The sequence below is a fragment of the Snodgrassella alvi genome (assembly GCF_002777855.1).
Classification (GTDB): domain Bacteria; phylum Pseudomonadota; class Gammaproteobacteria; order Burkholderiales; family Neisseriaceae; genus Snodgrassella; species Snodgrassella alvi_E.
Map to the genome: position 1 here is coordinate 316,708 of NZ_MEIK01000034.1, position 15,850 is coordinate 332,557.

Below are 15,850 nucleotides of genomic sequence, written 5' to 3' on the forward strand. Positions count from 1 at the left end.
CAAGATTTGAACTACTTTCTCACATTAACTGGTAACTGATTAAATGCCCATTCTTTATCTGTGCAAACACGTGCCAATACCAAACCTAGGGGCAGAGAAAGTACGATAAGCATGGCTTGTGCCCCCCAGTTAATGGCGTTAATGATGTCGTTTTGCTGGAGAAAATACATAGCTCGGAACATATAAATTCCTGGTACCATAATACATACTGCCGGTACGGACAAAGCTATACGTGGGGATTTACTGTGATGGCTAAAATAAAACGCACTGAGACCAACAATGAAAGCAGCTATTAATGAAGCTCCCTGTATCGGAATGTTGGTAAAGTCGATTAATTCTAGGCGTAAAGTATTGGCATACATGCCGATAAATGCAGTTGTCAAAGCTGTTTTAATCGGACTATTGAACAATAATGAAAAGCCCAGCACGCCAAAGAAGCTGGCAAGCAAACGAAAAAAGGCTGTCCAAATGGGATACAGAGTAGGAGTCAGCATGGGTTCTGGTGCCATGTGTATGCCGGCAGCTACAATCCAGGCAGCAAAAGTGGCACAAAAAATCACTGTTACCGCATAACCCACACGCTGGATACCAGAAGAAAAGTCTTGTTTGGCTAAATCGAGTACACCAGTAATTAGTGGAAAACCGGGTATCAGAAACAGCATTGAAGCTATATAACCGGCTGTATGTTGAATATTGATTTTTAATAATATGTAGCTGATGCCGATAATCATAAAATATAAACTTGAAGCCACAGCAGCTGCCAGCATGGTTACCACAAACTGATTTAGGTGCTTGTGTAACAGCGTACGCCGTAGAGCCTGCCCGAAGCCAGATGCAATAAATACGCCCAGCATTTCTACGGGCCCTCCGCCTATTAAAAAAGTAAATGATGAGCAGGCAATAGCTGCAAATAATGCAGATTGTGGAAGATTATATAAAGCCGGTTGATTTTCGATTTTCGCCAGAGATTGGTCGAGATAGCGAATCAATTCGCTTTCGCTCATTTGTTGGTAACGGTTTTGTATGTCGATTAATAGTGTTTCCAGTAATTGAATATTATTGGTATTAATGCCTACACTTTGTATGTTGGTTACCTCGGTTTTAAACTGTTTGCCACTACGACAGGTGGAATTGATTTCGGTTAGTGTAATATGCGCCTGATTTTCTACTCCCAGCATAATGGCTACATGGCGCATGGATTGTTTGATACGGTAGCTGCCGGTACCTGCTGCCAGACATATTTTGCCTACACGTAATACCAGATCAGATTTTATGTTTAGCTGAAGTTCATCGGAAGATAGGGGTAGTGGCATGATGTTTTTATTTGATAAGAATGTAAGTCGATATTATAACGCTTGTAATTATAGAAAGTATTAGGGTTAATTATTCTTGTTAATATTGATTGTAGGGCTGAAAAAAATTCTGCTGATTCATTCCAAAAATATCTATGTAATAAAGCATAAATGTTCAATAAGTCCAATTAAATCCCAATAGTATATGACGTTTTATATAAAATTGAGTTAAACTACTTAGCGCTTATAATAATATACTAATGGTATTCTAATATGATAAAAGATCCAGTAATTGCTGAAGAAATCAGAGATTTAATGTTTAAAATAACCAACGATTTAAACCAGACACTTTTTAAAGTCCAGGATTGTTGTCCTGAAGAAGAATTCAGAGCTTACAGAAGAGTAGTCGGAAGAATTATGGGAGAAATGCTTGATTTTCTAGAGCCTGCATTTAAGGAGCATCCCGAACTCAAACCCAAGGAATGGGATTGAAACAAACTATAAACAATTACTTTTAAATAAAATGGTTGATATTGTTTCACTACAGAACCATTACTTATATTTAACCGGTTTTAGCCGGTTTATTAGATTCATCTTCAATAAAATTAAATCATTTTTATAATCAAATTTTAAAATAAATACTAGCAATTCAGATATATATTTTCAGATTTATTTTAGTGATAAAAAAAGCAGCTTGTAATGTATCTGACAAGCTGCTTTTTCATAATTAAAAATAAAAAATTTATTCGTTTATTTGCGCTGTTAATTCTCTTGTTTCATGGAAACGGATATCTGGCCAGCGTTCTTCAGTTAAAGATAGATTAACACGGTTGGGCGCGAGATAAGTAAGGTTGCCACCGGCATCAGTAGCAAGATTGAGTACGTTGGCCTTTTCGAATTCGGCCAGTTTTTTCCGATCTGCACAGGATACCCAGCGTGCTGACCAGATGCTAACAGATTCAAATACGGCATCGACGCCATATTCATTGGCTAGTCTGGCAGTGACTACTTCAAATTGCAATACGCCAACGGCGCCGAGTATAAGGTCGCCGCCGTTGTGGGGGCGGAATACCTGCACAGCACCTTCTTCGCCTAACTGTTGTAATCCTTTTTGTAGCTGTTTCATTTTCAATGGATTTTTAATCCGCACAGCGCGAAACAGCTCGGGAGCGAAAAAGGGGATACCAGTAAAGGTAAGACGCTCGCCTTCAGTGAAGCTATCACCAATCTGGATATTGCCATGATTGGGAATTCCAATGATATCGCCAGCAAATGCTTCTTCAACTAATTCGCGGGTGTGAGACATAAAAGTCACCACACTGGAAGCAGCAATATCACGGTTCAGGCGCAGATGTTTGATTTTCATACCGCGAGTAAACTCTCCGGAGCAAACGCGCAGAAAAGCAATACGGTCGCGGTGCTTAGCATCCATATTAGCTTGAATTTTGAAGACAAAACCAGTGAATTTGGCTTCAGTTGGTTCGACAACGCGTTCTAAGGTTTCGCGTGGCTGTGGCGCAGGCGCCCAGTCTATCAAAGCATTAAGAATTTCCTGTATACCAAAGTTATTAATGGCAGAACCAAAAAATACTGGTGTCAGTTCCCCGCGCAGAAAGGCATCTAAATCAAATTCGTTTGATGCTGCTTGTACCAATTCGATTTCTTCACGTAATTGCTGGATTTCAATGGGAAAAAGTTCATCTAAACGCGGATTGTCAATGCCTTTGATAACGTCAAATTCATGAGGAAGTTTTTCACTGCCAGCTTCAAACAGATATATTTCGTCGTTAAGGATGTGATATACACCTTTGAAGTTTTTGCCCATTCCAATTGGCCAAGTAATCGGAGCGCAGCGGATGTGCAAAATATTCTCTACTTCATCCAACAATTCTAATGAGTCACGCACTTCACGATCATATTTATTCATGAAGGTGACGATAGGGGTATCACGTAAACGACAGACGTTTAAAAGCTTGATGGTTTGTGCTTCAACACCTTTGGCGGCATCAATTACCATCAGAGCGCTATCAACAGCAGTGAGTACACGATAGGTATCTTCAGAAAAATCTTCGTGTCCAGGTGTATCAAGTAAGTTGACCACATGTTGGCGGTAGTCAAATTGCATCACTGAAGAAGCTACAGATATGCCGCGTTGCTTTTCGATTTCCATCCAGTCTGAAGTGGCAAATTTGCCAGATTTCTTTCCTTTTACAGTACCTGCTGAAAGAATAGCACCAGAAAACAGTAATAGTTTTTCGGTGAGGGTGGTTTTACCGGCATCAGGGTGGGATATTATCGCAAATGTACGGCGGCGTGCCGCTTCTTGGGCAATCTGGCTCATGATTTTATGAATTCTGCAAACAATAAAACAAGACGGCTACGGCCGTCTTGTGAGAATGTTTATATTGTAGCACAGATTAATATTAGAACTGTTAATTGTGTGGTTTAGTGAAAAAAAACAAATTAATATTTATGCATGAATAGATGCTTTGAAATGTTTAGCCTTGTATTTTAAGTCAGTACATAATCAGAAGTTTAGGGCATCATTTAATGCTTAAGAATTTTCTGTATTAGCAGGATTAAAAAAACATTTTTTTATAGCAATAATATTATTGTCACATTTTAGTTCTGATTCGGCTGCACTGTGTTTGATTACTGCCAAAGCCAAAGTAGAAGTTTGCTGCGATACTTGATTGATTATTAGTCCGACTTCTTCATTATGGTCGTCAAAAATTGGTTTACCTGCTGAAACTGAACCGTTTATTTCCATAAGTGCTAGCCCTCTTTTTACCTGACCACGGTATTGAGCGCGGGCGATGATTTCCTGACCGGGGTAGCAGCCTTTTTTGAAATGAACAGCACCTATTAGTTGCTGATTAAGCATTTGTGCAACGCAGGTTTCTGTGGTCTCTTTGCTAATCCATGGATTACCGCTGGTAATTTCATGTAATTTCCATGATTCTGTAACTTCTGCATTAAACGGGGGCAGTTGGCTGGTTTGTCCAATCTGGATTATTGAGCCATCTGGCAAAGTGATGGACCAGATTTGATTGGTCTGGCTAGTTGGCAATACATACTGTGGTTCTGATGCTGTGGATATTGTTTCGGGTACGCTGACTGCTGCACCCCAGTCTGCCATGATTTCCAGTTTTACTTTACTGCGCAAGATGTACATTTGCAGTTTTTTTTGCAAGGTATCGGTGAGGCTGGCTGAGGTTAATATAATAATATCATTATCCCTATTAAGTACCAGCATATTGGCTATTACGCGACCCTTGGCTGTATTGTAGGTAGCCAAACAAGCATGGTTGATAGGCAAATGATTGATATCATTTGATAATTGGTTGTGTAAAAAGATTGCTCGATCTTCGCCGCTTACACGTATCAGTCCGAAATAAGGCATCAGGGAAGATGCTGTGTGTGTCATGGAAAAATCCTGTTTGTTTTGCAGGCCTTTATTATAATACTGAATGCTTAGCTAACAAGCTAAAAGCTCCGCCCAATATCTGGTGCGGAGCTTTGTTTAAGGGGCTTAATGAAGGATTTATTTTCCTTCTACTTTTGCTTTAAGTTGTTGATACATATCTGGATGCTCGTTTTTCAGTAATTCGGCAACTTCCATATTTATGCGATTGAGCTTGCTTAATTCCAGCTGTTCAACATGTACCAGCCGTACCAGTTCGCGAACTGGTTTCGGAATGTTGCGGCCTGCTTCATACCGAGAACCGCCGGATTGTGTAACACCTACCTGACTCCAAAATTCAATCTGGTTCAAACCGAGTTTTTTACGGATTTCGCGCACATTGTTGATAGGTTTAAAAGCTTTCATAATTTTTATACCTTAAAACGGGTTGTCTATGTTTAAGTAAAATTAATTAATATGATCATTCATAAATATTAGTTGTTTTGGTAAGTTTGGTCATTTATTGTAATAAACCCTACTTATCAATATGCATAATTATCTATGGACTTCAATATTATCACAATATTTTTTACATTCAATACAATATTGCTAATGGTTTACCTATTTAAGGTGATTTTGAATGATGTATTTTTATTTTAATTAAACTATTTTAAAATTTATTGCCTTAAATCAGATATAGATGTTGTATTAATGTAAAGTTTTACGTTTTTTTTGGTATTTTAAGGTTTTCCTGTCAGTGGGCTGATTGTGAGTATCTCGTAGCCATTATCTGTTACTAGTACTTCATGTTCCCACTGGGCGGAGAGTTTATGGTCCTTAGTAACTACTGTCCAGCCGTCACCAAGAATACGCAAATGGCGTTTTCCTTGGTTAACCATTGGTTCTACTGTAAATATCATTCCCGGCTGTAGTTTTAAGCCGGTATGGCGGCGACCATAATGCAACACTTGTGGTTCTTCGTGAAAACCTTTTCCCACTCCGTGGCCGCAGAATTCTTGAACCATGGAATAACCGGCATTTTCTGCTACCTGCTGACAGGCATAGCCAATGTCTCCCAGTGTTGCTCCTGGTTTGACAACGGATATACCGGCCATCATGCTTTCATGGGTGACATTAATTAGGCGGCGTGCTTGTGGACTGATTTCGCCTACAGCATACATGCGACTGGAATCTCCGTGGAAACCGTCTTTAATGATGGTGACATCGATGTTGATGATGTCGCCGTTTTTTAAAGGTTTGTCATCTGGGATACCATGGCAGATAACATGATTGACGGATGTGCAGCAAGATTTGGGAAAGGGTGGATTGCCATATCCCAGTGGTGCGGGATAACCACCCTGTACGTTAATGTGGTAATCATGTATCAGTTTGTCAATTTCGTTGGTGGTGACACCTGGTTTGATAAATTGGCCAATATAGTCTAGTGCTTCAGCTGCCAGCCGGCCGGCTACGCGCATTGCGGCAATTTCTTCTGCATTTTTAATTATCACGCCCATGATTTTTCCTTTTAGGCTAATTTATAATGTTTAAATGATGGTTATGCTTTAAGCATTTACTAGAAAGCTTAGTTCTTCTGCTATATTTTGTTTGCGCATCAAGCTTTCTCCAATGAGAAAAGTATTTACCTGATGCTGCTGCATCATGTGTATATCATCTGTGGTAAAAATGCCGCTTTCGGTAACGACTGTTTTGCCATTTAGTGCAGGCAGAAGTTTGATGGTTTGCTGTAGGTCTACTTCGAAAGTGCGCAAGTTACGGTTATTGACGCCCCAGAGTGGGGTAGACATGGAGATGCATTTCTCTAATTCATCTTCATGATGGATTTCAAGCAATACGGTCATACCGAGCTCGTGGGCTATGGCTTCATATTCATTTAACTGGGTACGGCTGAGTGCTGCTGCTATCAGAAGTATGGCATCTGCATTATGTGCTCGTGATTGATACACCTGATAGATGTCGATGATGAAGTCTTTTCGTAATACCGGCAGGCTGCAGGCATTACGGGCAATATTCAGGTATTCCAGACTTCCTTTAAAGTAACTTACGTCGGTCAGGACGGACATGCATGCGGCGCCACCTTGCTGATACGCATGAGCAATATCGGCGGGTGAAAAATCGGGACGAATCAGTCCTTTGGAAGGGCTGGCTTTTTTTACTTCGGCAATGATGGCTGCTTTGCCTTGCTGATGTTTATGATGTATGGCTTCCAAAAATGGTCTTGCCGGTGCCTGATCATAAGCTTTGGCACGTACTTCGGACAGTGTTTCAGCGGACTTGGCTGCAACCATTTCGGTTTTTTTGGTAGCAATGATTTTATTTAGGATATCGCTCATGGTTTTGGTCCGGACTAGGATGCTGATTGTTTACAAGATATGACCGCTATATTCATAAATCTAATTTAAGTCTGACTTATGAATTTTAGGATTGTGTGTCTTCGGTAATTTCGTTTTTTAATAACTGAAAAATAGATCTGAATGCCTTAGGCGCTTTACCAGCGGCCTGTTCTTTACGCGCATTGCGTATCAGTGTGCGCAGGTTGTTGATGTCAATATGTGGGTACTGGCTGATAACTTCTGTGAGACTATTGTCGTCTGCAATTAGACGCTCTCGCAGGTATTCGAGTCTCTGTAAATAGGCATTATGCGCACTGTTTTCGCCTTTGAGACGTGATAGAAAATCGCTGATCGGTGCGGTATCAATTTCCCGCATCAGGCGGCCAATATATTGTGCCTGACGTTTGAGGGCGCTGTTAGAGCTGATTTTTTGATAGCTTAATACAGCCTGTAATAAGTCTTCGGGCAGATTGATTTTTTTAAGAGTATCTGCGGATAGTTTGGTTAGTTGCATACCCAGTTGCTGCAAATCATTCATTTGCTTTTTCATACGGGTTTTGCTGACCCATTCTTCTTCTGTCTGAAGTATGTTTTCAGTATGGCTGTTCATATGTTAGGTATCACTAGTGTATCTGAATTTTATTTGTGTATTTTAGCAAAAAATCCATATTATTTCAGTTGGCATGGCTGTTTTACGGCTGCCAGTGCTGAATTCAGCATGCTAGAATGCATACTTCTTGGCAAGAAGGTAAATTATGTTTCATCACGGTGCTGAACAGTTACAAGAATTGTGCCGGCAGGCATTGTATAAAGCTAGGGTGCAAGGTGCGAGCGCGGCTGAAATTGATATCAGTGAATCAGTTGGACAGAATGTGCAAGTACGCCAGCAGGATGTTGAACATATTGAATATCAACAGGATAAATCTTTAGATGTGACGGTTTATTTGGGTCATGCCAAAGGCCGGGCTAGTAGTGCTGATTTTAATAATAGCGCCATTGATGAGGTGGTTACTGCAGCATTGAATATAGCGCGCTATACGGCACAGGACGAATGTGCAGGACTGGCTGATGCTGACTTATTGGCTACTGATGTGGGTGATACGGATAGTTATTTCCCCTGGCCGTTGTCTGCTGATGAAGCTATCGCTATTGGTAAACGAACAGAACGGGCTGCACTGGATACAGATGCACGCATCAGCAATTCTGAGGGTGCTGAGGTTCAGACAGACCATTATCAGTATGTCTATGCCAATAGTAATGATTTCTGTGCTTATCAGCGTGGCAGCCGGCATAGCATATCCTGCAGTGTAGTGGCCTCTGATGCGTCTGGTATGCAGCGCGACTACTGGTATGATTTGGCGCGTGCCCCTAAGGATTTAGATACGGCTGAGATGATCGGTAAGACAGCTGCTTCTCGTACTGTGCGTCGGTTGGATGGTCGCTCTGTAGCGACGGGCAAATATCCTGTAGTATTTGATACGACGGTGGCAGGAAGTCTGATTGGACATCTAGTGGGAGCGCTTAGTGGTGGCGCTTTATATCGAGAGACTAGTTTTCTGGTTGATTCTCTGGGTAAACAGATTTTGGCACCATGGGTGTGTCTACATGAAAGACCGCATGTAAAAAAAGCTCTTGCCAGTACTTATTTCGATGCCGAAGGTGTGGCCACACATGATCGCATTATTATTGCAAATGGATATGTGTCGGGCTATTTTCTGAGTAGTTACAGTGCGCGTAAGCTAGGCATGACTACGACGGGTAATGCCGGTGGTGTACATAACTTATATCTTAATCATACGCATAAATCTCAGGCAGAGCTGTTGCAGACTATGGGTACGGGTTTGCTGGTTACTGAGTTGATGGGTCAGGGTGTAAATGGTATTACGGGTGATTATTCTCGTGGCGCGGCTGGTTTCTGGGTAGAAAATGGAGTCATAACATATCCCGTAGAAGGTATTACGATTGCGTCACGTTTACAGGATATGTTTATGGCGATGATAGGTGCCGCAGACGATGCATTGAAACGCAGTACGCACAAGGTGGGTTCTATTCTCATTGGGGATATGACTATTGCTGGTTCATAAGTGTCTATTTATGTATCAGATGATGGAAATGACGGATTTGGGTCAGTTTGAAAGGACTTAAGATGAGCTTCCGTAAAGCATTATGGTGTGTGTTTTTTCTGGCTGTACTGTGTGCTGCTGCTTCGTTTATCGGCCAATATGTTTTGGGTATGAATCCTTGTGTATTGTGTATTGTGCAACGAGTGGCAGTGATCCTTACTGCATTGCTGGCTCTGTTATGTGCTTGTTGCCCTAATCGCAACTGTATTGAAAAAGTGATTAATGCAATTGTGGTTAGTTTGGCTCCGATTGGCGGTCTGTGTGTGGCGATTTATCAGATTTATATTCAGCATTTACCTTTAATTGACCAGCCGTCTTGCGGAGCTCCATGGACGTTTCGGTTGCGTGATGCGCCGTTATTTCACTGGTATGAACCGATTATCCGTGGTACCGGTAATTGTGGTGAGGTGCAGCATATATTGTGGATACCGTTACCAGTATGGAGTGTTTTATTTTTTGTAGCGGTATTGCTATGGGTATGGGGATGGTTATGGCATTGTCGTACTCGCTCCAGAAAATGATAATGCTCTGTGTATTCTGTAATTGATTTGCCTGAATGAATGTATATGGTATGAAAGCTAGATTTTTACTAAAAACGGCAGCTAGGTTGACACTGACTGGATTTTTGTTGTGTGGTTTATCTGCGTGTAAGGAGCATGGTAGCTGGAGTGGAGCGGATGATGATTCTCCGGATGATAACGGTAGAATATTGACTCAGCCTGCGCAAATAAGTCGGCTGATACCTGCACGTGTTGCTGAGCGGGATGCATGGGCAGCTGATATCAGCCAGATTATGGATGAGCTGAAAATCAGTAAAACCAAAGAAAATGTATGTAGTGTGGTAGCGGTAGTAGACCAAGAGTCAAATTTTGTTGCTAATCCCACTGTACCTGACTTAGGAAATAAGGCGATTAAAGCTTTTCAGACTGAAGTACCGCAGAAATTTGTGAAACAGTTTGGTCCGGCTCTTGGCCCAGCTGTTTCGCGCTACTTTACATATGTATTGATTAATGAACCCAGTAAAGACAACAGTTTTCTAATACAAATGCGTTCGGTAAAAACCGAGCAGCAGCTAGACTGGATATACCGGCAGATTTTTGCTTATGTTTCCAAACAATTTTATGCTGATTCGATAGCTAATGCAGCAGCTAAATTCATGGGCAAGGATTTGGGGGAGGAAAATAATCCCATTACCACCATTGGCTCAATGCAGGTATCTGTAAAATATGCGCGTGATCATCAGCGTGACCACGCTTCTGTTAATGAGTTGAGGGATTATATGTATACCCGAGAGGGCGGCTTGTATTACGGTATTCATCGACTGATGAAATATCCTGCTGCCTATGATAATGCACAGTATCGGTTTGCTGATTATAATTCCGGTATGTATTCGAGCCGTAACGCTGCTTTTCAACAGGATATTAATAAATTATTGAATCTTGATATGGCTTTGGATGGGGATTTATTGGTTTATGATAAGGATGATAACCCTCAATCTATGCCAAGTCAGACTGAAACTGCTTTGAATCAGTTATTTGCTGACCATGGTATTTCAATGAAACCGGAAGATATTCGTTCGGATTTGTTGCATGAAAAACAGGCTGAGTTTGAAAATACGTCCACGTATCAGAATGTGATAGCAATCTATAAACGTCAGTTTAATAAAAATCCTCCGTATGCAATTATGCCGCAAGTTGTGATTAGCGGGCCTAAATTAAGCAAGGATTACAATACTAACTGGTATGCGAATAATGTTAACCGTCGCTATGAGGCATGTATGCGACTCGGTGGCGGACGCCATCCAAAGAAATGAATCAGGTTTAAATTGATGGCTAGTGTGTTTATGCACTAGCCATTTTTTGTATATTTTAATTTTGGGGTTTCTGTTTTGCTTCCAGTGTTTCCCAACGTTCAAGGTTTTCTAGCAATAATTCTTCAATTTCTGCAACACGTGCCTGCCATTGTGCAGCCTGTTTGTAATCGTTTTTAAAGATTTCAGGATCAGAAAGTTTATTATTTAATTCTGTTTGTTCTTCTTCCAGAGCAGCTATTGTATCGGGTAAGCTGTCCAGTTCACGTTGTTCATTGAAAGAAAGTTTTTCACTGCGCCGGTTTTTAGGGCGTGTTTTATCAGCGGTGTTGTTATTGGCCTTGTTTGTAATATTTAAAGGTGCTTGCAGGCTTTGCTCACGTTTTTGGGCATTAATATAATCCTGATAGCCGCCAATATACTCTTTTAGCTGGCCATTTCCGCTAAATACAATGGATTGAGTGACTACATTATCCAAAAATGTACGGTCGTGACTGACCAAAAACACCGTGCCTGTATAATCACGTAATAATTCTTCCAGCAATTCCTGTGTATCGATATCCAAATCGTTAGTAGGTTCATCAAGTACTAGAATGTTGGCAGCGCGGGTAAACAGCTTAGCCAGTAGCAAGCGGTTACGTTCTCCGCCAGACAATGATTTTACCTCGCTACGCACTCGCGCAGGTGAGAACAGAAATTCTTCCAGATAGCCGATAACATGTTTGCGCTGACCACCAATTTCTACGTAATCGTTACCTTGGCCGATGGTGTCGAAAACGGTATCGTTTTCATTCAATGCGCTGCGGAATTGGTCAAAATAAGCTACTTCCTGACGTGAACCCAAACGGATTTTACCGGTTGTGGGTTGTAGCTCTCCTAAAATCAGCTTCAGAAAAGTGGTTTTACCCACCCCATTTGGCCCGATAAGGCCAATTTTATCGCCACGCTGAATAACAGCGGAGAAGTCGCGCATGATGATGTGGTTACCATAGGCAAATCCTGCATGCTCAAGTTCGGCGATGATTTTGCCGCTGGCTTCGCCTCGGTTAAGGTTGAAACTGACTTGCCCCTGAACTTCGCGACGTGCGGCACGTTCTCGCCGTAGTTGTTCCAGTCGTTTTACCCGCCCTTGGTTACGGGTGCGACGAGCTTCTATCCCTTTTCGTATCCACGCTTCTTCCTGCGCATGGAATTTATCGAATAGGCGATTGTGTTCGGCTTCAACAGCCAGCTCTTGTGCTTTTTTTTCACTGTAAGCACTGAAGCTGCCCGGATAGCTGCGCAGATGTCCACGGTCAAGCTCTACGATACGAGTAGCCACTTTATCTAGAAACCGTCTGTCGTGAGTGACGACAATCAGACTGCCGGCAAAATTACTCAGCAGATTTTCCATCCATTCAATTGCTTCGATGTCTAGATGGTTGGTGGGTTCATCTAGTAAGAGAATATCCGGTTTTTGCACCCATGCTTGTGCGAGTGCGACTCTTTTTTTCTGACCGCCACTGAGATTAGCGATAATTTCATTTTCAGGTAGGTTAAGTTCGCTCAAAGTTTGGGCAATCAACGCATCAAATTGCCAGCCATTACGGTTTTCCAGTTCGTTTTGTAGTTCCGTTAAACGGTTTAAGCTTTTTTCATCGCTTATATTCTGGCTAAGTTCGTGATATTCATGCAGTAGGTTTTGTAATTCGCCTAATCCCTGAGCAATGGTATCGAAAATAGTTGCCTGTGGATCGAAAAACGATTCCTGCGGTACATAAACGATTTTCTGATCGTTTTGAATGGTGAGTATTCCATCATCCAGTTTTTGTACTCCGGCGAGAATTTTTAGCAATGTTGATTTACCGGCACCGTTGCGGCCGATGAATCCGATTTTTTCTCCCGCATCCATTTGCAGAGATGCATGATCTAATATTGGGTGATGGCCAACTGCAAAGCAGGCATTATCCAGTGACAGAATACTCATATTTCAACCAGACTACGTTAGGATATTTGTGATAGAAAGACTGGGTATTGTAACAGTTTAATTATTGAAATGTTGCTGTTGTCCTGTATGGCTACTGGTTAAAAATTTGGCAATTTAGGTCGGGCTGGCGGCTAGCATGAAAAAAATTTTCTTCTTCATCGCAACGGCTGCTGCTGGTTTGGCACATAATAATTCGGCCATCCTGATTAAGTTTAAGTATACGTGGTTCTTCATTGGTATTTAGAGCAACAGCTTTAAGGGTGAAGTGCTCTTCTCGAGTAAAGCGAGGATTGCCTTGAAAGCGGAAGCAAAAATATTGATTTTGTGTGATAGGTAGGGTTGGCCAGCTGTTTCCATTTTTTCGGTAGCTGATATGATGCTGATAGTGTTTAGCTAAATACTGTCCGTTGATGAGCAAATCTGCCTGAGCCTGATGAAGTCGGGCTTGTAGAATGTGTTTATGGTAGAAAGGATAGGCTAGGGCGGCTAATATTATAATAATGGAAAGCGTGATTAATAAATTCAATAAACTAAATCCCAATGAGTATCGTGTGGATAAATATAGTTGATGTCTGAATGGGAATCGACGAGGTACCATGATTTAATAAAAAATTATATACTATCGGCATTATATTATAACAACATATATATATGGAATATATTTTATTCGAATAAAACATTGTGCTTTGGGATTGAATGTGGTTAATAAAGTAATAATCAAAATATAAACAAAAAGTTATTTTTATTTGATTTGTTTGAATTTTTGTTTATTATTTGGCTGATTTCACAGAAATAAATCTACTTACTTAAATAGTAGATTAATAGAATTGAATATTTTTAGTTGTTTTTTTGTTTTGTACTAAAAATATAAAACGGGCTATATTGCCCGTTTTGTAATATGTTAAATACTTTTTCGGGTTATCAGCGAGGATGTAAACTTTCCATGCGAATCATCGTTACAGGCGACAATACGCGCGGTAAGGCTTGAATCTGTGACATCGCTTGTTTGATAAAGCGTTCTTTAGTCGAATGGGTCAGGATTACAATTTCCGCAGTCTCTTTATTGATAATGCCTTTTTGAATGAGTGCTTCGATAGATATATTTTCTGCAGCCAGAATATTGGCTATTTCACCCAGAACACCTGGTTCATCGCAGGCAGATACGCGTAAATAATAACTACTGGTGATTTCATCCATGGGCAGAATGGAAATATTTTGTAGTGAACTAGACTGAAATGCCAGATAAGGTACCCGATAGCTGGCTTCAGCGTTCTGTAGTCGGGTGACATCCATAATATCTGCCATGACGGCGCTAGCTGTAGGGCCCGCACCGGCACCGGCACCATAATACAATGTCTGCCCGATCATATCAGCCTGAACTGATACGGCATTCATTACGCCTTCCACTTTTGCTAGTAGGCGGCTTTCAGGTATCAAAGTAGGGTGTACCCTTAGCTCAATACCTTCTGGAGTTTTGCGTGTAATACCAAGGAGTTTTATGCGATAGCCTAGTTCTTCAGCATAGCAAATATCCAGACTTTGCAGCTGGCTGATGCCCTCCAGATAACACTGACTGAAATTAATCGGGGTACCAAAGGCCAATGCAGAGATGATGCTAAGTTTATGGCCTGCATCATGTCCTTCGATATCGAAAGTCGGGTCTGCCTCGGCATAACCTAAAGCTTGAGCCTGTGCCAGTGCTTCAGGGAAGGTGCTTCCGTTAGCACGCATTTCGCTGAGAATAAAATTGCTGGTGCCATTGATGATGCCGGCAATAGATTCGATATGGTTGGCTGCTAGCCCTTCACGCAATGCTTTGATAATCGGGATACCTCCGGCCACTGCTGCTTCATACATCACCATTACGTTGTGCTCAGAGGCCAACCGGAAAATTTCGTTGCCGTATTCAGCCAGAAGCTTTTTATTTGCTGTAACGATATGTTTGCCATTTTTGATCGCCTGAATCACTGCATCTTTGGCAATGGTTGAACCACCAATCAGCTCTACTACCACATCGACATCAGGAGCTGTAACTACATCAAATACATTGTCTGTAATGTTGGTATCGGGGCCGCATATTGTTCGCGTTCGCTCAAGATTTCGGCTGGCTGCATGTGTAATAATCAGCTCCCGCCCCAGTCTGCGGGTGATTTCATGTGCATTATTCTGTAATAGTTTGACGGTACCACCACCAACTGTACCTACGCCCAGCAAACCAATGCGAAGTGGCTGCATTTTTACTCCTTAAATTAGACGAATATGATTGTATGATGCTTGCAATTTTACGTAAATAATCTACTATGCTAGCGGAAAACCGCTTTTTTGACTACTACTGCACTATCTGAAGATGTGTCTTAGGCGTAAGGAATATTTAATGCAGATTGATGAAATCCGTGACAAACAGGGTTTGTGGATTGAAGAAATTGATACGGGACTAATTACTATTAATGGAAAGCAATATTCAGAGCCTGTTTGTATTACAGATATTGAAGTATTGCCATTAGCTAAAAATAATGCAGCAGAATTAAGTATTGAAGATTTTGCTCTTGCCTTGCAGAAACATCCAGAAGTTATTCTGATTGGTACGGGTAGTCAGCATGTATTTATCCATCCGCGGCTGACTGCTCAGCTGGCAGCCAAAGGAATTGGTGTAGAAAGCATGACTACTGCGGCTGCCTGTCGTACATATATGGTATTGCGCAGTGAAGGCCGTAGTGTTTGGGCTTGGTTGTGGCCATTAATGGAAAATTAGAGTTTTTTTGGGAATCAGAGTTCTGTATGGATGGAATAGTCGCCAAGGGTGTAGATATGTTTATTATACTGGCTAGATAGTGTTTGTTTAATTGAATGCTTGGCATTATCTTTTGAGTATAAAAATCAGGCTGCCAGTAAGAATGAATGG

At 41.3% G+C, this 15,850-nt stretch carries 15 protein-coding genes; 5 read left to right on the forward strand and 10 right to left on the reverse strand.

Annotation, left to right across the window (positions count from 1 at the left end; translation table 11 throughout):
• Positions 1 to 11: 11 nt before the first annotated feature.
• Positions 12 to 1,313 (reverse strand): threonine/serine exporter family protein, encoded by a 1,302-nt coding sequence (locus tag BHC43_RS07225; protein WP_100156935.1) that lies wholly within the window; start codon positions 1,311 to 1,313, stop codon positions 12 to 14.
• 252 nt (positions 1,314 to 1,565) lie between these two features.
• On the opposite strand from BHC43_RS07225, the gene BHC43_RS07230 reads away from it, so the two are divergent.
• The gene (locus tag BHC43_RS07230) at positions 1,566 to 1,784 is read left to right on the forward strand and encodes a hypothetical protein (RefSeq protein ID WP_100156936.1); all 219 of its coding nucleotides are present in this window, start codon (positions 1,566 to 1,568) and stop codon (positions 1,782 to 1,784) included.
• Between the two features lie 250 nt (positions 1,785 to 2,034).
• On the opposite strand, the gene BHC43_RS07235 is transcribed toward BHC43_RS07230, so the two are convergent.
• The 6 genes from BHC43_RS07235 to yjgA all read right to left on the reverse strand — a co-directional run bounded on the left by BHC43_RS07235 (position 2,035) and on the right by yjgA (position 7,638).
• A complete protein-coding gene (locus BHC43_RS07235) occupies positions 2,035 to 3,633 on the reverse strand; it encodes a peptide chain release factor 3 (RefSeq protein ID WP_100156937.1) in 1,599 nt (532 codons plus the stop codon).
• A 213-nt stretch (positions 3,634 to 3,846) separates the two neighbouring features.
• A complete protein-coding gene (ygfZ, locus tag BHC43_RS07240; RefSeq protein WP_100156938.1) occupies positions 3,847 to 4,719 on the reverse strand; it encodes a CAF17-like 4Fe-4S cluster assembly/insertion protein YgfZ in 873 nt (290 codons plus the stop codon).
• 117 nt (positions 4,720 to 4,836) lie between these two features.
• Positions 4,837 to 5,121 carry a helix-turn-helix domain-containing protein gene (locus tag BHC43_RS07245; protein WP_100140121.1) on the reverse strand — a complete coding sequence of 95 codons (285 nt, stop codon included), beginning with the start codon at positions 5,119 to 5,121 and terminating at the stop codon, positions 4,837 to 4,839.
• A gap of 314 nt (positions 5,122 to 5,435) precedes the next feature.
• Positions 5,436 to 6,215: a type I methionyl aminopeptidase gene (gene map, locus BHC43_RS07250; RefSeq protein ID WP_100140122.1), complete on the reverse strand. Its 780-nt coding sequence runs from the start codon at positions 6,213 to 6,215 to the stop codon at positions 5,436 to 5,438.
• Between the two features lie 45 nt (positions 6,216 to 6,260).
• The gene (trpC, locus tag BHC43_RS07255) at positions 6,261 to 7,049 is read right to left on the reverse strand and encodes an indole-3-glycerol phosphate synthase TrpC (protein WP_100156939.1); all 789 of its coding nucleotides are present in this window, start codon (positions 7,047 to 7,049) and stop codon (positions 6,261 to 6,263) included.
• 85 nt (positions 7,050 to 7,134) lie between these two features.
• A complete protein-coding gene (gene yjgA, locus BHC43_RS07260) occupies positions 7,135 to 7,638 on the reverse strand; it encodes a ribosome biogenesis factor YjgA (protein WP_100152732.1) in 504 nt (167 codons plus the stop codon).
• Positions 7,639 to 7,801: 163 nt separating this feature from the next.
• On the opposite strand from yjgA, the gene pmbA reads away from it, so the two are divergent.
• The 3 genes from pmbA (at position 7,802) to BHC43_RS07275 (ending at position 10,985) form a co-directional block, all read left to right on the forward strand.
• The gene (gene pmbA, locus BHC43_RS07265) at positions 7,802 to 9,133 is read left to right on the forward strand and encodes a metalloprotease PmbA (RefSeq protein ID WP_100156940.1); all 1,332 of its coding nucleotides are present in this window, start codon (positions 7,802 to 7,804) and stop codon (positions 9,131 to 9,133) included.
• A 62-nt stretch (positions 9,134 to 9,195) separates the two neighbouring features.
• A complete protein-coding gene (locus tag BHC43_RS07270; RefSeq protein WP_100156941.1) occupies positions 9,196 to 9,693 on the forward strand; it encodes a disulfide bond formation protein B in 498 nt (165 codons plus the stop codon).
• A gap of 50 nt (positions 9,694 to 9,743) precedes the next feature.
• Positions 9,744 to 10,985, forward strand: a complete 1,242-nt coding sequence (locus BHC43_RS07275; RefSeq protein WP_218966479.1) for a DUF1615 domain-containing protein — start codon at positions 9,744 to 9,746, stop codon at positions 10,983 to 10,985.
• Between the two features lie 55 nt (positions 10,986 to 11,040).
• Here BHC43_RS07275 and BHC43_RS07280 read toward each other — a convergent pair whose 3' ends face one another.
• From BHC43_RS07280 to BHC43_RS07290, 3 genes are all read right to left on the reverse strand, one after another.
• Positions 11,041 to 12,948, reverse strand: a complete 1,908-nt coding sequence (locus tag BHC43_RS07280; protein ID WP_100156943.1) for an ATP-binding cassette domain-containing protein — start codon at positions 12,946 to 12,948, stop codon at positions 11,041 to 11,043.
• Between the two features lie 91 nt (positions 12,949 to 13,039).
• Complete coding sequence (locus BHC43_RS07285; RefSeq protein WP_180297440.1) at positions 13,040 to 13,474, reverse strand: type IV pilin protein; 435 nt, start codon at positions 13,472 to 13,474, stop codon at positions 13,040 to 13,042.
• Positions 13,475 to 13,869: 395 nt separating this feature from the next.
• Positions 13,870 to 15,183, reverse strand: a complete 1,314-nt coding sequence (locus BHC43_RS07290) for a homoserine dehydrogenase (RefSeq protein WP_100156945.1) — start codon at positions 15,181 to 15,183, stop codon at positions 13,870 to 13,872.
• 139 nt (positions 15,184 to 15,322) lie between these two features.
• Between BHC43_RS07290 and BHC43_RS07295 the strand changes: the two genes are divergently transcribed.
• Positions 15,323 to 15,700 (forward strand): Mth938-like domain-containing protein, encoded by a 378-nt coding sequence (locus BHC43_RS07295; protein ID WP_100152505.1) that lies wholly within the window; start codon positions 15,323 to 15,325, stop codon positions 15,698 to 15,700.
• Positions 15,701 to 15,850: the final 150 nt, after the last annotated feature.